Source organism: Oceanobacillus damuensis, assembly GCF_001618145.1.
Lineage (GTDB): Bacteria > Bacillota > Bacilli > Bacillales > Amphibacillaceae > Oceanobacillus > Oceanobacillus damuensis.
In genome coordinates, this window is sequence record NZ_LQNF01000004.1 from 118,978 (window position 1) to 139,067 (window position 20,090).

A 20,090-nucleotide genomic window follows, 5' to 3' on the forward strand; every position below is an offset into this window, starting at 1 on the left:
CCCACCCAATTTCCGCAAGATATCCTATATAGAAGTTAAACAAACTTCTTGACATAGCCGTTGTGTTTTGATTTAAATTAGAGTTGAGTTTAATTAAATACTTTAAATTATGACTATTCAAATTAGACATAATTGTATTTATATACAAAAAACAAGGTATTTATAAACTCGAAACAACATCAAAGTTGGGATCAGTGTCCAATTATATAGGGGGGCATGCATATTTAGCTTATTTGATTAGTAGAGAAACGTGGGGAAAAATATTTAGTGATGAAGAAGTACAAAAGATTTTAGGGGCGATGTTTTTTATTATTATTGAAGTACTAATTAAACGATTCACTATAAGCTTTCAACTTATGAAAACAATAAGGAGGATTTAATTATGAGAACTGAACTGTTAAATGGAATTGATGTTAATGGTCTGCAAAATTACAAAAACAATATTAGTGAAAATGATGAAGATGCTATGATTGATTATAAGGTAAATTTGGAATGGCTCGGGGGGACAAAATCTAGAGTCACTACTAAGGGAATTACCCTTGGTAACCAAGAACTATCTAGAGATTTTTCATTCGAAATTGATGAACCAAATCAATTACTTGGAAAAGATTCAAAGCCTACACCTCAAGAATATTTATTAGGAGGATTGGGTGCATGTATGTTAGTTGGTTATACAGTTGGTGCATCAGTGAAAGGAATTAAACTTGAAAAATTAGAGATAAATATTGAAGGAGGTTTAGACTTAAGGGGCTTTTTAGAAGTTAACCCTAATTCACCTATTGGAATGACAGATATAAAATATAACATAGTAGTAAAAGGTAATGGTAGTGAAAAAGATTTCCAGGAAATTCATAAAAAAGTAGTTGAGACATCACCAAATAGAGCAACGTTAGCAAACCCTGTAAATATTCGTTCTGAACTGATTGTAGAAAAATAATTTATCAAAATTATCTTTTGTTTGAGAATAAAATTATATAAATGTAAAAAGAGCCTCTTGATTGAATCAGAAATTAAGGGTTTTTATCAACTGTGGAGGCTATCTCAAAACCCAATCCCTAGGTGATAGCCTCTTATTTTAACATATATGAAAATAAAAAATGCTCTAATTGAATGATTAAGTACCATCAAAAATTACCAATAAAGCTATTTTATTATAATTATTTTTTATGATTAACAGGGATCAACTATACTTATCAAAAGATTTGGAAATTAAAATCCCAGAGGAATATGTATATCTTATCCTAATTCATCGATTAAAAACTACTTAAGGAGGTTAAAACATCAAACAAATAACAGTTATTGGGGCGGGAGTTATGGGAAAAGGAATCGCTTATACTGGGGCGGTTTCAGGTTATAAAGTTTACTTGAACGATATAAACGATGAAGTATTAGAGAGCTCCCAAAATGATATTAATATGATGTTAGATTCAAGTTTTAGAAAAGGTTTTTTGAAAGAAGATCAATACGAGACAGCAAAAATGAATCTATTCTATCAGTCTAACTTAAAAGTAGCATCCAAAAATGCAGATCTTGTAATTGAAGCTGTACTTGAAAGAATGGATTTGAAGATAGATATTTTTAAGAGATTAGATAAAATATGTGGGAAAGATACTATTTTTGCAACAAACACATCAACAATGAGTCCAACAGAAATTGGTGCACAAACATCTCGACCTGATAAAGTAGTTGCTATGCATTTTTTCAATCCTGTTCATAAGATGAAGTTAATCGAAATTATTCGTGGGTTAGAGACAACAGATGAAACAGTTGCCATTATAAAGGAATTTACAATAAAAATGAAAAAAGAGGCAGTTGAAGTAAATGAATTCCCGGGATTTGTGACATCTAGAATGAATTGTTTGATAGGAAATGAAGCGATGAATATGCTTATGGAAGGAGTGGCGAGTGCTGAAGATATTGATAAAGCAATGAATTTGGGGTTAAACCATCCAATGGGCCCCCTTGAACTTGCTGATTTGGTTGGATTAGATACGCGTTTACGAAATATGGAGTATTTGTATAAAACGTTAGGGGAAAAATATCGCCCTTGCCCACTATTAGTTAAATATGTAAAGGCTGGTCGATTTGGGAAGAAAAGCGGCAGGGGATTTTATGAATATACAGAAGACTAGCTTTTGAGATATTTTTTAATGGAGAAATAAAAGATCATTTATTGGCTTCATTGAACCGACCTAAGAGAAACTCACTTGATGCAAATAGGCTTCAGTAAATCGATGCAGCCTTCACTGAAGCAGAGGGATTGAAAAACGTAACTGTCGATCACTTGCTGAAATTGTTATCCGGGAAGTAATAAATATGTTAAATATTAATGTTACAGTTGATGAAGCTATTATAGAGCGGGCAAAGCAAAGTGCGGATACTTCGAATTTGGCTAGGCTTACTGCGTTACGCGCAGCCTACCTGAGTATATAATTCACTGTCAACGTGGTTCAGGCTTACAGGCAATTAACAATTTAGATATACAGATTAAATTGGGGTTATCGGATATTATTGTTACAGGTAGTTCTGAAAATATGAGTACTGCACCATATTACATCCTAAATTCCCGTTATGGTCTACATGCAGGAAACAGGCTTTTACTTGAGCCAAATACAGAAAGTCAGCCAGATTCAGCCTATAGATAACTATGGACACCTCTCGGTCATCATCACCGATGTAGTTTCTGGAAACGTCAGCTCCATCCTCCGGTGAACGAATCACATTCACCTGGTTCAATTCTGCCTCTTTAACAACTTGCTTGATTTTTACTATCTCATAGATTTTTTCCATGAAAATCACTTCCTTTCTTTGTTTGAACACCACCGAATGTTGGCGAAAACGCAGTGGGAAGGGTCGGCTTGATTTTTAGCCGACTTGCAAGAAAAGCATAGGGTTGAACATGCTTTTGGTGAAACACGTAGGAAACCGGGTGAAACCCAATGACTTAGCTGGATTTGAAAAGCGTATCTTGCTTTTCTAGTCCGGCTTAGCCAACTTGGTTTTACCGATTTCCGTTTCCTTTTCGCACGCCCTTCCACAAGTCATGAGCCAATCATTATACTGAGGAGAACAAAGAAGGAAGAGATACACGCATCTCACTACATAAAAGCATAAGAGACAGCCTGTTCTTTTTGGAGGGTTCAATGCCCGAAAAAAAAAAAAAAAGAATGCAAAGCAAAATAAAAAGCTGTAGTCAATTGGTTTTTATTGGCCACAGCTTGAATATTTTTGCGCACTACTTCAACGATCTTCTGAAGTAGTCGAGTTCTTGAGGTTCGATGTTGAAACAATCTAATTTACTATATTTTAGCTTACTTATATTCTTTTTCTAACTGAGAAGCAATAATATTTTTCTGAATTTCTGAAGTTCCTTCGTAAATTCGTGTAATCCTCGCATCACGATAAAAGCGTTCAATCGGATAATCAGCAATATATCCAATCCCCCCATGGATTTGTACCGCTTTATCGGCCACTCGATTGTAAACTTCTGAGCCAAAGAGCTTTAACATAGCAGCCTCTTTAATAAGCTTTTGGCCTTGATCGACCATCCAAGCAACCCGATATGTAAATGATCTTAACGCTTCAATATCCATTGCCATTTCTGCTAGCATATGGGCTACTGCTTGATGTTTAATGATGGGAACATTAAACTGTACTCTTTCCTTCGCATAATACATAGAAAGATCTAATAGTTTTTGGCATGATCCTAAATTTCTTGCTGCTAAACCTGCACGTCCATTTGTAAGGATTTTTAATGCATTTACGTATCCTGTACCTTCTTCTCCTAAAAGATTTTCAGCGGGAACTTCACAATCCTCAAAAATAATTTCAGCTGAATGGGAACCTCGTAGACCCATTTTCTTCTCCACCGCACCAACATGAAATCCAGGGAAATTCTTTTCGACAATAAAAGAGCTAATCCCCTTTGGGCCTTTCGAAGGATCAGTAACTGCCATAACTGTAAAAATATCTGCTTCGGTTGCATTCGAGATATAATGCTTGGTCCCGTTTAAAATATATTTATCGCCTTTTTTGACTGCTGTTGTCTTCAAATTGGTTGCATTGGAGCCAGCTTCCGGTTCAGTTAAAGCAAAGGCACCAATATTATTCCCTGCAGCCATATCTGGTAAATATTTTTTCCTTTGTTTTTCGTTTCCCATTTCCACTATTCCAACTGTTCCAATCCCTGTATGAGCTCCGATTAATGTAGTAAAGCCGTTATGCGTAGCTCCTATTTCTTCATACAGGGCACATTTCCCAACCATGCCAATTCCAAGACCACCATATTCTTCAGGGATACTTAAACCAAACAACCCCAATTCCTTTGACATTTCAACAATGCGTTCTGGAATTTTATCTTCCTCTTCAATCTGCATCGCAACCTGCTCAACTTCATTCTGAACAAAAGACTGAATACTTTTTTTAAGCATGATTATCTCATCATTTAATTTAAAATCCATGATTTCCTGTCTCCCTTTAAACATTTAATAAAAAACAAAACATAGAAAAGAAATAGGCCCCTATCTAGATCAAATATTTTCTAAAACTATTATCAAGTTCTTGATATATATATATCATAAAACGTATAGGGACCTTCATTTTATTAAACGTTTGTTATCATATAAGATATTCCTCCAATATAATTACTAAAAATTGCACTTTACAATAACTTAGGATTTCGGACCTCCCGCCACATAAATTATTTGGCCATTAATAAAAGATGATTTCTCATCAGCAAAAAAAGAAACCGCATTTGAGACGTCAGAGGGTTTTCCACTTCGTCCAACAGGGATATTTACAATCCTAGATTCTACAAATTTATCAAATGAGACACCGATTCTCTCTGCAGTTTCCTTAGTCATTTCTGTTTCAATAAATCCAGGTGCAACGGAATTTGTGGTTATTCCATATTTCCCTAATTCTATTGCGAGAGTTTTTGTAAAACCTTGTATTCCTGCCTTCGCAGTTGCATAATTTGATTGACCACGATTACCAAGTGCTGACGTTGATGATATGTTAATAATTCGTCCATATTTTTGTTTTACCATATACTTTTGGGCTGCACGTGAAGTGTTAAACGTTCCCTTTAGGTGTACATCTATGACCTGCTGCCAATCATTTTCTGTCATTTTAAATAAAAGATTATCACGAATAATTCCTGCATTATTAACTAATATATCAATTGAGCCGAACCTCGAATTAACCTCCTTCAACGCTTTTTTCACTTCTTCGTAGTTTACAATATTTGCTTCCTTAGTATAAATTTGATATCCCTTTTCCTTAAACTCTATTGATAATTCCTGTAATCCATCTTCATTAATATCAATAATAGCTACTCTAGCTCCTTCTTCCGCAAAAGTTTCGGCGATGTCTTTTCCTATACCACGACTACCACCAGTAATGAACGCTACTTTGCCAACAAATCTTCCCGTCATATGAAATCCCTCCTAATAACAATAGGGTTTTTTAGATTACTAGGGTGTGAACCGTTAGTTATTCTAAAAAAACCCCATATGTTTTGTGTTGTTATAAAATCAGTTGACCTTAAAAGTCCCTGTACTATAAGCAATAAGTTCCTTTAATTCGTTGTAGATATGACCTTCTAAAAAGCAAGTACTTTTTCCAACATCAATTACTTTGGATTTAGAATATAACGGCTCATCTATACCAGGCTTTAAAAATTGAATATTGAATTGGATAGTTATAGGTGTACCCTTTAATATAGTCTTAGCCGTCATTCCCATTGTCGTATCTAATAGTGCTGCAAGAATTCCTCCATGTATTGTACCTTTTATATTATTAAATTCCTCTCTAGTTGGTAATTTTAATGACACTGACCCTTTATCAATTGATTGAACTTTAAAATCCATCAGTTTCCAATGAGGCCCTTTTTCGTATTCATTTATTACTTCAGCTATTTCAATGGGTAAATCAGATTTATTATAGAGATCCAACATTAATTCCCCTTACCTTACCCTCTAATATTTTTTTACAACTGTAGCGATTCCTTGACCAACTCCTATACACATGGTTGCCAAGCCGTATTCTGCATCTTGCTTTTTCATTTCATATAGAAGCGTGGTCAAAATCCTTGCTCCACTTGCACCTAATGGATGACCAAAAGCTATTGACCCACCATTTACATTTACCTTTTCTATGTCCAAAGCCAATTCCTTGATACACGCTAGTGATTGTGCTGCAAAGGCTTCGTTCAATTCAATTAAATCTAAATCTCCAACTTTAATACCCGCTCTTTCTATAGCCTTTCTTGTAGCTGGAATAGGTCCAGTCCCCATTATAGAAGGATCAACTCCTGCAACAGCAAAGGACTCTATAGAAGCAATAGGGGTTAAGCCCAGATCTTTTGCCTTTTTTTCACTCATGATTAACAGAGCTGCTGCGCCATCATTTACTCCAGCTGCATTACCTGCAGTTACTGTACCACCCTCATAAACTGACTTTAGTGAATTCAATTTTTCTAAAGTGGTTTGAGGACGTGGATGTTCGTCTTGGTTGACAATAATTTCTTCTTTCTTATTAGATATAGTTACTGAAACAATTTCATCCTTCAATCTTCCTGTTTCCATTGCCTTTTTCGCCTTTTGCTGACTGTTAAAGGCAAATTCATTCTGGCTTTCACGCGAGATGTTAAATTTTTTTGCCACATTATCAGCAGTTTCTATCATGGAATATGGATAGTGCATTTCTGCTAAATTCTTATTGATAAACCTCCAGCCAATTGTTGTATCATAGGTTTCAACCGTTCTTTGGAACGGTTTTGTCTGCTTAGATGTTACGAAAGGAGCTCTAGTCATACTTTCTGTGCCGCCAGCAATAAAAATATCCCCTTCTCCACACATAATGGCTTTAGCTGCTTGATTTACGGCTTCAAGGCTAGATCCACATAAACGATTGACCGTAACCCCCCCTGCAGATATTGGGACTCCAGCCAAAAGTGAAGCCATTCTTGCCACATTTCGATTATCTTCACCTGCTTGGTTTGCACAACCTATATAGATATCTTCTATCTCCTCAACTGGAAAATCATTGCGTTTAACAATTTCTTTTATAACAAGTGCTGCGAGGTCATCTGGACGAACATCTTTTAAAACCCCTCCATATCTTCCTATAGGGGTTCTAATTGCATCAATTATCACTGCTTTTTCCACAAAAAACACCTCCACCTTATATAGTTACTTACTTTGTTTATTAAATACTGGTTTTCTCTTATTCAAAAAGGCGTCAATTCCTTCTTTGAAATCATCTGAGTTCATGCAAATCCCTTGGATAATCTTTTCTTCCTTTAAGGTTTGGTCAAAACTCTTCTCAAATGAATCATTAACCATTTGTTTGATATATTGATAGGAAATAGATGGTCCACTTGAAAAATGCTCTGCCATAGTCAAAGTTTTTTCCATTCTTTCTTCAGAGTGTACGATTTCATTGATTAAACCTAAGTCATAAAACTCTTCAGCTGATACAGATTTACCAAGAAGCATCATTTCTTTTGCCTTAATCGGTCCAACTAATCTTGGTAAAAGCCAAAATCCGCCACAGTCTGGTACTAGGGCAATTCTTGAAAAGCTTTGTGTAAGCTTCGTATTTTCTTCTGCAATAATATAATCGCAGCTTAAAGCTAGATTTAAACCTGCCCCTGCAGCGTTTCCATGAATTGAAGCAATCACAATCCCCTTCCAACCCCGAAGTTTCATAATAAAATCATGTAAATCATCTAGTCTTTTGCTTGCCTCATGGGCTGAGGAAATACCAGTCATTGAATTGATATTTCCTCCAGCAGAAAAGGCCTTGCCGTTGCCATTCAGGATTAACACATTATAGGAACCACTTATGATACGAGACATTGCATCTGAAAGTTCACTTCTCATTTCTAAATCCAATGCATTTAAAGACCTTTCATCGTTCAAGGTAATCATACAAGTATTAGTTGAAATTTCTTGGAAAATAATTTTGTTAAAATTCATTGCATTCCTCCATGGACTTATTCCATCAAGCCAAGTTCTTCGTAATATTTCACAGCTCCTGGGTGGAAGTATGATTTATCTAGTCCCTCTACAGCAATTTCTGGAGTAAAGTATTCCCCTCTTGATGGATGATCCTTAATAATAGTATCAACATTCTCCCACATAAATTTAGTCATTTCATAGACTTCTTCCTCAGGAGTATCGCTATTGACATTAATCATACTTTGGTACGCTAAAGCTGAAATATCTTCAGTCTGATCTGTATAAACTCCTGCAGGGATTGGAAGATCTGCTCTATAACCAAATTCCGTAAGTTCTTCTAACTTAGATTGTTCTACTGGGATAATTTTAATAGCATTCAACGCTTCAACTTCTTTAAAAGCAGGAATCTCCGGTGCTCCTCCACCGATTGCTACATCAATAATTCCATCTTGTAATTGAGTTGCTGCATCATTATAGTTTCCAAACGAAATTTTCCCGCCTGCTTCTTCTATCTTCTCATAAGATAATCCATGAACCTCTAACAATCTTTGAAGTGCCAATTCTGAACCCGTACCTTGTGCACCTGCATGGACTTTTTTACCCAATAAATCTTCTATTGATTCGATACCACTATTTGCTGATGTTACAAAAGTTAAATAAACAGGGTAACTTAATGCAATTGTGCTAACCTTTGATATTTCCTCTGATTCGAAAGCACCTTGCTGATTGACTGCATCCAATAAATCTGGAGTATAAGCCCATCCTAAGTGCATGTCTTGACCTTCATTTACACTTCTAAGGTTCCCGATAGAGCCGCCTTCTAACACATTCACATTTAATCCATCTATGTTGTCCATCCAAATATCTGCTAACGTGATAGATACGTTGTACCATCCCGAACCTAGTGGAGCAGTACCAATTGAAATATTTTTATTACTGCTTCCTCCTGCACCTTCGCTTCCACATGAAGCTAAAAACACACTCAATAACAGGGCTAAAGATATGAAAATATTTTTTGTCATAATATCCACCTCAATCTAATTTTCTTTCAGATAAACTATCTGCCATTACTTTTTGAGAATTTCTCGTAAATATTTGTAAAAGTATTCCTGTTACTAAACAAGCAATTCCAATAACATCTGTTAATAACCCCGGAATAATAAGAGTGATAGATGCTACTAAGAACAATAGCCTTTCTACCAAAGAAATCTTTTTGATTAAGAATCCTTGCACAAAGAACACAAATGCAGATGCTCCGATAATCGAAGTGAATACAGATAAAGCAATGTCAGAAGTGTTTCCTTGTAGCAACAATGACTCATTGTAAACAAACATAAAAGGAACGATAAATCCTCCAAGTCCGATTTTTGTAGCTGTAAAGGCGGTTGCATTAGGTGGTGATCCTGCAATTGCTGCAGCGGTATACGCCGTTATCGCCACTGGTGGAGTTAGCCCAGACATTACGCCATAATACAACACAAACATATGCGCTGCTACTGGCGAAACTCCTAAATCAATCAGAGCTGGTGCTGCTAGTACTGCCAGAATGACATAAGCAGAAACGGTTGACATCCCCATACCAAGAATGATTGAAGCTACCATAACAAGAATAAGGAGTAACAGTAAATTTTCACCAGATACTTCAATCGCTAATCTTGAAAAACGTGTTCCTAGACCTGTTAATACAACCGATCCCACAATAATACCGGCACCCGCACAAGCTGAGACAACAATCATTGAGCTTTTGGCTGCACTTTCAAGACAAGCGAGAATATCACGCCAACTCATCCAATTTTCTCTCTTCAAATAACTAAGACCAATGGTCAAAAAGAGGGAATATAACCCTGCTTTAATAGGACTAAACCCCATTAACATTAATCCTATAATGAAAACAATAGGCAAAAAGAAATAGAGACCTTTCAACACTTCTGCTACTCTGGGGATTTCTTCATCAGAAACCCCTTCCAACCCCAATTTTCCAGCTTGAAGATAAACGATGACCCCGCAACTAAGAAATAAAGAATGGCAGGGATAAGAGCATAAGCAATAAGCTCTATATATGGTATTCCGGTCATTTCTGCCATGATAAAGACAGAAGCTCCCATAATTGGTGGCATTAATTGCCCACCTTGGGAAGCTACCGACTCGACTCCAGCAGCAAATTTTGGAGAGTACCCGATTTTTTTCATCATTGGAATCGTAAAGGCTCCTGTTATCGCTACATTGGCAGCACCATTTCCAGTGATCGTTCCAAGCATGGCACTTGATGCAACGGATGCTAACGCTGGTCCTCCGCGTTTTCTTCCAACTAGGATAAAGGCAAAGTCGATGAAAAATTTACCGGCCCCAGACTTTAAAAAGAAAGATCCAAAGACAATAAACAACACGATTACAGTAGAACTCGTATAAACAGGGGAGCTAAAAATCCCTGATGTACTAATAAATAAGGTATCTATCATTTTTTTGTAGCTATAACCTTGGTGACCTAGTAAACCTGGAAAATATGGTCCTAGAAATATATAAAACAGGAAAGACAAAATAAGTATAGACATTAAAATCCCATTTGTTCTACGCACGCCTTCAATTACTAATACAATCAGTAATGTTCCAATAATCATATCCAACATATTAGGCTGGCCAGCCCTATATTCGATTGCAGGGTAATCGAATAACGTATAGAACAATACGAAGCAGCTTAAAAGGATTGGAATTAAATCATAAAACTTAAACCCCTTTACTTTGGAAAAAGGAAAAAGCATAAATAATAGAAGTAAACCAAAGCTCACATGAACAGCTCTTTGCTGCCATGAAGGAAGGGAGCCAAATCCTGCCGTGTATAAATGAAATACAGAAAAGGCAATAGCTGTTAAGGATATAACAATAGCTAATACTTTAGGAAGGCCCTTTAAGTTATATTCCTTCTGAGTCACTTTTTCTATATAGGTTGCATTTTCACTCATATTTCATTTCTCCCTTCCTATTTCCCTGAAAATGAAGGTTTTCTCTTCTCTAAGAAGGCAGATGTTCCTTCGGCCTTATCTTCTGTGCCATATAGTACGGCTTGTGCTGCTAACTCATAGGAAAGCCCCGTGTTTAAATCGGTTGCTAACCCTATATTTATGGCTCTTTTTGCCATTTGGACAGCCAATGGGGGTTTTGACACGATGTCTTGTGCTAACGTTAAGACCTCTTCCGCTAATTTCTCCTGTTTAACCACCTTATCCACTAATCCTATAGCTTTCGCTTCATCAGCTGTGATGAGTTTTCCAGTAAAAATAAGTTCTTTCGCAATTCCACTTCCAACTAGCTGCGCTAATCTCTGTGTGCCCCCTGCTCCTGGTATAATCCCAAGATTAATTTCAGGTTGTCCTAACTTTGCATTATCACTAGCGTAGCGAATATCACTAGCTAAGGCGATTTCGCAACCGCCACCCAATGCATATCCATTAATGGCAGCAATTACTGGTTTTGAGCACTGACTGATTTTATTACATACGTTTTGAGCGGAACCTTTAAACATATCATTTGGAATTCTACTATTTAACCAGCCAACATCAGCTCCTGCTACAAACGCTTTTTCACCAGCACCCGTAATAATACAAACAAGAACTTCATCATTATTTGAAATTTGATCAATCGCGTTTTCTAGTTCTTCCCAAGTTCTTTGATTTAACGCATTCCTTACTTCTGGTCTATTGATGGTAACGGTTGCAATATGTTCATTAACAGTTAGAATGATGTTTTCGAAATTCATTCTCTCAACCCCTTTATTTCATATTTTAGTAGTCATAAACCCCTTTCCCTACTTTTCGGCCAAGTCTTCCCGCTTTCACATACTTAATCATGAGTGGAGATGGACGATATCGGTCTCCTAAAGTTTCATGGAGATAATTTAGGATTTTTAACCGAGTATCTAATCCAACTAAATCACCCAACTCTAAGGGACCCATTGGATAATTAAGACCCAGCTTAATAGCTTTATCGATATCTACCGGGGAAGCTACCCCTTCCTCTAACATTCGAAAAGCTTCATTACCAACTAATGCACTTACGCGGCTAGTCACAAAACCAGGTGCTTCATTGACCATAACTGTTTCTTTTCCCATTTGTTTTGCTACTTTTTCTGTAGTCTGATAGGTCTCATCGCTTGTTTCTAAACCTCTAATGATTTCAACTAGTTTCATCTTAAAAACTGGATTGAAGAAATGCATAGCAATGACACGGTCTGGTCTTTTTGTGACTCCCCCGATTTCTGTTGGACTCATAGTAGAAGTATTGGTTGCTAGAATGACATGAGATTTACAGATTTCATCTAGCTTTTGAAAAATCTCACATTTTAACTTAATATCCTCTGGTACTGCCTCAATGACAAAGTCCGCGTCTGAAACAGCTTCTTCAAAGTTAATTGTTCTATTCAAATTGCTTAAGGCTAAGTCCTTAACCTCTTTACTATAAAGCTCTCTCTTAACCCCTTTTTCCATATTGATTCTAATTTCATTTGTTGCGCGCTCTAACTGGGACTCTGAAATATCATAGAGAGTTGTCTCAAATCCCCCCATTGCAGTAACGTGAGCAACCCCTCTCCCCATTACACCAGAACCAAGAACGGCGATTTTTTTGATTTCCATCATACCCTTCCTTTCATTTATCAACAAAAATTCATTAACATTATTTATTTTTTGACTTTTCTAACCAATAAAAGTGTGCCTCCCTTGAACCCTTTTTAAATCTTTAGCTATTTCGTATGAAGCAGGAGTCATTTCTTTTAATTTTTCGAAAGAAACATCATCATTTAATTCCACAAGCCAAAGTTTCTCTTGATAAAATTTGAATACAGCATGTTCTGTGACAATGGTATCCACTCTTTTCTTAGCAGTTAACGGATATGTGCATTGTGGGAGAATTTTAGGATCACCTTTCGGAGTTAAATGAGTCATTGCAGCTATGACCCTTTTAGCACCTATCGCTAAATCCATAGCTCCTCCAACCCCTAGTATATCTTTACCTGGTATAGCCCAACTAGCAATATCTCCTTTTTCAGATACTTGTAAGGCTCCAATTACAGTAGCATCCAAATGCCCTCCACGCATCATTGCAAAAGATAAAGAACTATCAAAATATGATGTATGTGGCAATACGGTGATTGGTTGTTTTCCTGCATTCACCAAGTCTATATCAAATTCCTCTGGACTAGGTTCAGGACCAACTCCAAGAATTCCATTCTCAGAATGAATGGTGACGGAACCTCTAGAAAGATAGTCTGCTACTAGAGTGGGAATCCCAATTCCAAGGTTAACGATTCCTGACTTTAATTCTTGGGCGCAACGCCAAGCAATATATTGTTTAACAGAATGAGTCACTACATCTCCCCCTTTTGCACAACAATATCGACAAATGCAAACGGTGTTACAATAGACTCTGGATTAAGTTCACCAATCTCCACAATTTCCTCGACTTCAACAATGGTAAGATCGGCAGCCATAGCCATAATTGGATTAAAGTTACGAGCTGATTTCCTATAAATGAGATTTCCAGCCTTATCCGCTTTATAAGCCTTTATGAGGGACACATCCGCAAATAAAGAATATTCTAGTACATGTTCTCGCCCATTAAAAATACGTGTTTCTTTATTTATTGCTAAATCAGTACCAGCTGAAGTTGGCGTATAGAAAGCAGGAATCCCAGAACCTCCTAATCGGATAGCTTCTGAAAATGATCCTTGTGGAAGTAATTCAATCTCTATACGTCCTTCCCTATGTGCCTGTACCACTTCTTTATTAGTAGTGAAGTAAGTTCCAATTGCTTTCTTAATACGATTTTGCTTGAATAAAGGATAGAGATTCGTATCTTTGTTGATATTATTACTTATAATAGTAAGATCTTGGACATCGGTCTCATCAATTAAAGCTTCCAGCAAGAATTGCGGGATACCTGTTATTCCAAATCCTCCCACCATAATGGTTGCCCTTTCAGGAATTTTTTTTATAGCTTCTCCCGCGGAAAGAAATTGAACATTCGTTGCAATGTTTTTCTCTACCTCAGTATTCACTTACCTTACCCCCATTTCTATATTTTTATCTTCAGCTATTTTTATTTTTAAATGTCGTATCAACAATAAAACTCTGCCCCCCTTGTTCAAAAAAACAATCATCTAAAGAGTATGACTATTTTAATACTTTAATATATTATATTCTATAATCATATATGATTACTGTCAAGGATATATTTGGAAGCGTAATCATATTGTTTTTATTGAAAAAAAGAAGTATAATAACTTTATTAAGAACAGAATATGTAAAGATGCTTTTGGTTTGTAGTTTAGTTAAGTAAATTATTCTAATATAGAGAGGTAAATTCTAATGGCGATGACAAAGACTGAAATGGTTTATTTCCAACTTCTTGAAAAAATCAAAAAAGGAGACGTACGACCAGGGTCAAGGCTAGTAATTGCACAAATTGCCAGGGAATTCAATGTAAGTGAAATTCCAGTAAGAGAAGTTATACAGAGACTAGCACAAGAAGGTTTTTTAACATTAACCCCCCACGCTGCGCCTACTGTAAAAAGTCTCTCTCCTGATGAGGTTCGACAAATTTTCGAGATTCGTTCAAGTCTTGAACCTTTAGCAGCAAGACTTGCTGTTGACCACATATCAAATGCCCATATTAAAAAACTAGAACTAATAGTAGATGAATCAAAAGGAGTTTGTGAAGAGGAGGATTACAAAGGATATTTACAAATGAATACTTACTTTCATAAATCACTTTACCAATATTGCAATAACGAAATGTTAATTAAAATGATTAATGAAATAACCGATCTCTCTTCTAGATATCCGAATTATTATCAAAATAAAGAGACTATGCAACTATCTATTAAAGAGCATGAGGACATATTAAATGCGTTAAAAAAACGAGATGCAGATTTAATTGAACAAATTACAAGAAAACATTTATTAAAGGTAATTCCAAGATTAACCAGAATAGTAGAAGAAATGAGTGTGTAAATGGTAATTATACATTGGTATAATTGTAGAGAGTGAACCAACTTAATTAAATTCTAGGTTAGTAAAAAGAGCAGTGCTTATGCACTGATTTTGATTTTATTAGCTTATGTCTCTTGTTTTTGATTCTTTTGTTCTCGAATAACTCTCTCCTTCAATTCAAGCTCTCGAACTTTTTCCTTATACTCTTTCCGCACAGTTCGACAGTTCTTCGTACAGCTCTCTTATTTTTTCATTGTACTCCTCATTCGTATTCACTTTCTGTTGAAGAAATTTCAAATGATTATCAATTAGAAAATGGAGAAGAGGAATTCATTGAAGATTTTATTCAAGACAGAAAACAAATTTTGATTACAGATAAGTAATTTGTATATAAATATACTGGTATACAAATATAAATGAAAATCCAGCGGGGAAAGAATAATGCAAAGCACCAGGAGGGAAAGGAGAAGGAGAGGCAATATAAATTTAATTTAGATACCTATAGTTGCTGCTTGTACCTGCGTTTTTTCATTTCGCTTAACATATCCCTTTCCTCCCACTATTTCTTTCAATCCAGAAACGATCGTTGATGCAAAGCCCCTTGTTTTTTGGAACGAATGCTTTTGTTAGCAGTTTGATAGGAACTGGATTTGGATTTCTGCTGATTTATAGAATCTGAATGGGCATTCTGAACGTAACGATTATTCAAATGCTGGCAGGGATTCCTTGCGATTATTCCTTTAATTGCTGGTTGGATTCCCATTGAGTAATTGGCTCGGTACCATTTCCCTAGCTATATATTGTGTATCACCGGACTTATGGCTTTCATGTTCTTTCTGTTTCTCCTGCTTGGGTACCGCTTTATCCATAGGTGTTTTTTCTCCTGATTGGCAGGCATTTGATAAGATCTTACTCTGTTCCTGTTATTATTGGGACTTTTAAGAATGCCTGGGGTTGATGGACATTCTCCTGTTGTTGGAAGTCTATGTGTTGTACCTTGTTCAAGTATTCCCGCATTGCTCTTACTTTCTCCCGATTCCCTATATAACATCTCTATTGGCAAAGATTATCGTAACTGTTTCGTGATCCCCCTTTTTGCTATTTCCATTGTTTCCTTTTTGAACCATCTTTTGCAGGGCTTTTCGCTTCATTCTAACTTTTGGCATTATTTTTCTGCCCCATTCCTTCACCGGAACCCACCGAAGCTAGTATCGGTGTTGACCCAGCTATCATAACAAACTGTCTTTTCGTATATATATGGAGATAATCGCAATGCTAAAGGTGCACTAAATAAAGATCTTATCTTATAGCATAATGTGATCAGACATAGCCGCCGTCACATCCCTCAAAGCCCTCTCTTCCAAATAAAGACAGTAAAAGGGCCCAGCTCATAAATGAACTGAACCCTTTATCTATTAATCTTCCAGACTAACCTTCAGTACTTTGCTTTCTACATCTTCCATTTCAAATGTCACTGAGTTAGTATGATCTGTTACCGTTAATGTTGTGTCTTTGTCTTTCAGCAGATCTACCTGTTTTTTATTGAGCAGTAAGGATCTCGGTTTCTTCTCGTTATAAATAGTGATCGATACATGTGCACTATATTCGACTGCTTCCAGTTCCTTTGTGTCTACAGTAGCAGCACCATTATTTTGCATTGGCTCAACCTCTGTCACTTGCGGTTCTGGCTCTTCCTCACCAGGTATTTCATCTGTTTCCGCGATTCTTCCTTCAGGTCCATAAATTATTGGATTCGCTTCTGAGCTGTTCAGGCTTTCCACAAAAGCAACTGTGGCATCGATATCTTCAGGACCCATTGTTGGATTCTGACCAAGATCTTTGATCGGACCATCTGAAGTTCCCATATAATTGTTTACAACCAATGTATATGTTTCATTTTCATCAATTGGCGTACCATCAGGGAATGTAATATTTACTGCTTCGTTCAATTCCCTGTTCCATGAATAATGGAATCCACTGATACTGTAATCAGGACCATAAACCGGATGCAGCTGTTCATTGATGATCGGATATAGGTCAGCACCAGTAATTTCAACTGTCATTAATGTATTACCGAATGGCTGAATATTATATAATTCACCCCAGGTAATTTCCCCGGCAAGTAAATCATCACGAATTCCTCCTCCATTCATCATGGCGAAATCCGTTTGAATACCTTCTTCTTCCATGGCCCAAATCATGCCATCCGCTATCAAGTTACCAAGGCCATGATCACCATCATTTGTGTAGCTTCCTGTAAGATCCTGAGCATTGTACCCAACTACTTCATTGATAATTGGCGCAATTTGTTCCGCATATTTTGCGAGAATTCCCGCGACATTTTCGTCAGCTGTATAATCACTTTGCTTCACAAATACAATTTCAGCTTCTTTTTCCACGATATCGCCAGTTGTACGGTCAATTGCCAAATCGACATCAGCAAATGCCTGACCATATTCAGCTGCCTGCACAATCAATTTATTATCAACCTCTACGTTGTTAACCGCATGGTTATGGGCAGCGAATATGACATCAACCGCATCATCAACTGCATATGCCAAATCAGCTGCAGCACCTGAAGCCGTTTCACCAGATTGATAAGCTGGCATATGGGCAAGAACGATAATTGCTTCAACACCTTGGTCAGTCAATTCAGCAACTGCATCATTAACAGCATCCGCTTCATCTGTAAATGCTACATTCTCAAGGGATGAAGGCATTACCATATTAACTGTTTCTACAGTATTGACACCAATAAAGCCAATTTCCACGCCATCTACTTCTTCGATTGCATATGGTGGCAAGAATGCTTCACCAGAATCCTCATATTCACAGTTTGCACAGAGCACCGGGAAATTCATCCCATCGTAACCCTCTGTACCCAAACCTTCTGGGTGTTCTCCCCCATTTATCATACGCAGTAATTCGTCAACGCCTTCATCAAATTCATGATTTCCGACAGTACCGACATCAAAGCCAATCTCTTCCATTATCTCTACAGTCGGCTCATCTTGCAGAAGTCCTGATACAGGCGAACTTCCTCCAATCATGTCACCCGCGTGAACAATTAATGTGTCAGGGTTTTCCTGCTCCCTTTCTTTAATGGCGGCAGTTGTATAATCCATACGTCCATACATATCTGAGTTGCCATCACTATCAGGGTCTAACCTATACTCCTGATCAATCTTACCGTGTAAATCATTCATACTTAAAATCTGCAATTCAAGCAGATTCTCATCAGGGTTTCCTTCATTTTCAACTGGTATATATCCATACGATTCGGCTTCCTGAGCACTTGAGAAGAAAATTCTTTTCTCAACCGGAACATCTTCCCAATCATTTGGTTCCACATATTCCATCGTATCTGAATTTCCAACATACCTTAAGAATCCTTTTTGATCATCATTTGCCCGGAATGCAAACGGCAGCTCCAATAATGGATCTTCCGGATTCCAAATTCCCAATCCCGCATCTTTCGCTTCCTTCACTGCCTGTTGATACAACGGATATGCTTCTTCATCAATTGGCGCGAGGAAGTATGTTGAAGCATAACCTGCTTCTACCATTTCCAGATTGATGTTCAGATTATCATCTTTACGAATAACTTCAGCCAGAATTCTTCCGTAATCATCTGTCGGTTCATCACCGATTTTCAGATAGATTTCATCTCCCGGCTGGATGAGTTCACTTATATAATCTGTCGCCAAATCACCATAATATTTTTGGTTCTCATTTATTTCCTGTCTTTCAGGATCATTATTTTTTGCTGCATAGGTTTCTGCAGTGTCCATATTCAGGAAACGTACTCTCGTCTCGCCAAAAACCGGAGTCTCAATCCGGATTGTGTCTCCATCTGTAACTCTCTCAACAGTAGTTTCATAGTATCCTGCCGCAGTTGGAGGTTCCGGTTGTTCAGCCGCTACCTGCAAATCAGTCTGCTCCGTCGGAATCAGCTGGTAATCATTATATTGACTTACGATTGCTGTAATGTTATACCATAAATCAGATTCAACTTGATTAATGTCGAGCGCATTCTCCATTACACGCAATATTGTTCCATTAAAATCAGCATCGACCAAGGATACATTATACCCACCGCCGGCCGGGCTGCCTGGAATATTATTGATAAATCCTGTCACCTGAACGAGCTGCCCCTCATAGGATTCTGCCACATCAGGATCCTGCAGGTCTTCAAGTGAAATTTGCGTCGGTTCTGGCAATGCTTGTCCTGTTTCCAGTATTTCAATAGAACTTGGAATCACTTCTTTTAAGCCATTATAGGAATCCAGTTCACCTGCAACTTGTACTCTATCTCCTTTGGTAAGATCAGGTAATTCCCCCTGGTTGTAAGCAAATAGATTAATGCCACCAGTACCATCCTGAATATAGGCCGTGAACTGCGAACCATTACTGATCGCTGCATTATCTGCCGTTACAACCCCTTCCACCGTAACTTCTGTTCCATCACTTAAATTACGGGCTTCATCAATGGAATACACGTCCCCAGGTTCTCCAGGCTCACCCGGTTCCACTGGTGGGTCAGTCGGCTCAATGCCATCCATCGTATGACTACCCAAGTATGCAAACGTATCTTTCGCATAATCAATCCATTGCCCTTCATCATACGCTTCAGCAGGCGCTGTGATGGATGGTTGTCGTACTAGAGTTACGTCCTCACCGGGGTCCAATTGCTCTCCAATTTCCCCAAGAATGTCAATCACGTTGTCATTTTTAGATAAACTAAATGCATCGTCTCCATTAAAATTAATCACAGAATCATTAAGGATATCTGCTTGTTCGAGTATCTTAGAGTCAGCACCGCTATTTGCCAGTACAAGTACATCACCATGTTGTAGTGTGCCAGTAAGCTCCATTGTCTGACTTGCCAAAGAGGCTCCATTACTGTATAGCTCCAACGAATACTCTGATAACTCAACCTCACTTCCCGTACCATTATAAATTTCTATCGCCTTGTTATGAGAACTTCCTTCCATATACTCAGAAATAAATAAATCCTCTGCAGTTACGTCATTACTCTCAGCTGCTGCTGTTAAAGAAAATACAGGTGCAAAGTTCAAAAACACCAAAGCAACAATTAGGAACATACTTACTGTTTTTCTTAAAACTGTACGCTTCATTGGTA

Annotated in this window: 17 protein-coding genes and 1 pseudogene; 4 read left to right on the top strand and 14 right to left on the bottom strand. The window is 37.3% G+C overall.

Translation table 11 applies throughout. The features are described from left to right. The first annotated feature begins 382 nt into the window (after positions 1-382). The 3 genes from A4245_RS05610 to A4245_RS20560 all read left to right on the top strand — a co-directional run bounded on the left by A4245_RS05610 (position 383) and on the right by A4245_RS20560 (position 2,645). Positions 383-937 (top strand): OsmC family protein, encoded by a 555-nt coding sequence (locus tag A4245_RS05610; RefSeq protein WP_067726525.1) that lies wholly within the window; start codon positions 383-385, stop codon positions 935-937. A 343-nt stretch (positions 938-1,280) separates the two neighbouring features. Then, positions 1,281-2,132 carry a 3-hydroxyacyl-CoA dehydrogenase gene (locus tag A4245_RS05615; protein ID WP_084268694.1) on the top strand — a complete coding sequence of 284 codons (852 nt, stop codon included), beginning with the start codon at positions 1,281-1,283 and terminating at the stop codon, positions 2,130-2,132. A gap of 354 nt (positions 2,133-2,486) precedes the next feature. Continuing rightward, on the top strand, positions 2,487-2,645 hold the full coding sequence (locus A4245_RS20560) for a hypothetical protein (protein ID WP_234402362.1): 159 nt from the start codon (positions 2,487-2,489) through the stop codon (positions 2,643-2,645). Between the two features lie 666 nt (positions 2,646-3,311). Here the strand turns inward: A4245_RS20560 and A4245_RS05625 are convergent. The 11 genes and pseudogenes from A4245_RS05625 to A4245_RS05680 all read right to left on the bottom strand — a co-directional run bounded on the left by A4245_RS05625 (position 3,312) and on the right by A4245_RS05680 (position 14,013). Further along, positions 3,312-4,460 carry an acyl-CoA dehydrogenase family protein gene (locus tag A4245_RS05625; protein ID WP_067726531.1) on the bottom strand — a complete coding sequence of 383 codons (1,149 nt, stop codon included), beginning with the start codon at positions 4,458-4,460 and terminating at the stop codon, positions 3,312-3,314. 210 nt (positions 4,461-4,670) lie between these two features. Continuing rightward, positions 4,671-5,435 (bottom strand): SDR family oxidoreductase, encoded by a 765-nt coding sequence (locus A4245_RS05630; RefSeq protein ID WP_067726533.1) that lies wholly within the window; start codon positions 5,433-5,435, stop codon positions 4,671-4,673. A 99-nt stretch (positions 5,436-5,534) separates the two neighbouring features. Continuing rightward, a complete protein-coding gene (locus A4245_RS05635; RefSeq protein ID WP_067726535.1) occupies positions 5,535-5,954 on the bottom strand; it encodes a PaaI family thioesterase in 420 nt (139 codons plus the stop codon). Positions 5,955-5,978: 24 nt separating this feature from the next. Then, a complete protein-coding gene (locus tag A4245_RS05640; protein ID WP_067726537.1) occupies positions 5,979-7,169 on the bottom strand; it encodes a thiolase family protein in 1,191 nt (396 codons plus the stop codon). A 24-nt stretch (positions 7,170-7,193) separates the two neighbouring features. Further along, the gene (locus A4245_RS05645) at positions 7,194-7,982 is read right to left on the bottom strand and encodes an enoyl-CoA hydratase/isomerase family protein (protein WP_067726539.1); all 789 of its coding nucleotides are present in this window, start codon (positions 7,980-7,982) and stop codon (positions 7,194-7,196) included. 17 nt (positions 7,983-7,999) lie between these two features. Further along, the gene (locus tag A4245_RS05650; protein WP_067726541.1) at positions 8,000-8,986 is read right to left on the bottom strand and encodes a TAXI family TRAP transporter solute-binding subunit; all 987 of its coding nucleotides are present in this window, start codon (positions 8,984-8,986) and stop codon (positions 8,000-8,002) included. Positions 8,987-8,996: 10 nt separating this feature from the next. After that, positions 8,997-10,924 (bottom strand): annotated as a pseudogene (locus tag A4245_RS20930) (TRAP transporter permease). Between the two features lie 17 nt (positions 10,925-10,941). Continuing rightward, entirely contained in the window at positions 10,942-11,718 is a 777-nt protein-coding gene (locus A4245_RS05665) for an enoyl-CoA hydratase/isomerase family protein (RefSeq protein WP_067726547.1), read from the bottom strand. Positions 11,719-11,743: 25 nt separating this feature from the next. Then, positions 11,744-12,592: a 3-hydroxyacyl-CoA dehydrogenase gene (locus tag A4245_RS05670; RefSeq protein WP_067726550.1), complete on the bottom strand. Its 849-nt coding sequence runs from the start codon at positions 12,590-12,592 to the stop codon at positions 11,744-11,746. A gap of 60 nt (positions 12,593-12,652) precedes the next feature. Beyond that, a complete protein-coding gene (locus A4245_RS05675; protein ID WP_067726552.1) occupies positions 12,653-13,324 on the bottom strand; it encodes a 3-oxoacid CoA-transferase subunit B in 672 nt (223 codons plus the stop codon). Continuing rightward, entirely contained in the window at positions 13,324-14,013 is a 690-nt protein-coding gene (locus A4245_RS05680) for a CoA transferase subunit A (protein WP_084268697.1), read from the bottom strand. The genes A4245_RS05675 and A4245_RS05680 overlap by 1 nt, the downstream gene beginning before the upstream one ends. A 310-nt stretch (positions 14,014-14,323) precedes the next feature. Here A4245_RS05680 and A4245_RS05685 point away from each other — a divergent pair, with 310 nt between their 5' ends. Further along, positions 14,324-14,968, top strand: coding sequence for a GntR family transcriptional regulator (locus A4245_RS05685; protein WP_067726554.1), 645 nt, complete (start codon positions 14,324-14,326; stop codon positions 14,966-14,968). A gap of 719 nt (positions 14,969-15,687) precedes the next feature. On the opposite strand, the gene A4245_RS20755 is transcribed toward A4245_RS05685, so the two are convergent. From A4245_RS20755 to A4245_RS05690, 3 genes are all read right to left on the bottom strand, one after another. Continuing rightward, on the bottom strand, positions 15,688-15,816 hold the full coding sequence (locus A4245_RS20755) for a hypothetical protein (protein ID WP_267886899.1): 129 nt from the start codon (positions 15,814-15,816) through the stop codon (positions 15,688-15,690). A gap of 171 nt (positions 15,817-15,987) precedes the next feature. Then, on the bottom strand, positions 15,988-16,113 hold the full coding sequence (locus tag A4245_RS20760) for a hypothetical protein (RefSeq protein WP_267886900.1): 126 nt from the start codon (positions 16,111-16,113) through the stop codon (positions 15,988-15,990). Positions 16,114-16,362: 249 nt separating this feature from the next. Further along, complete coding sequence (locus tag A4245_RS05690; RefSeq protein WP_067726557.1) at positions 16,363-20,085, bottom strand: 5'-nucleotidase C-terminal domain-containing protein; 3,723 nt, start codon at positions 20,083-20,085, stop codon at positions 16,363-16,365. Between the last annotated feature and the right edge of the window lie 5 nt (positions 20,086-20,090).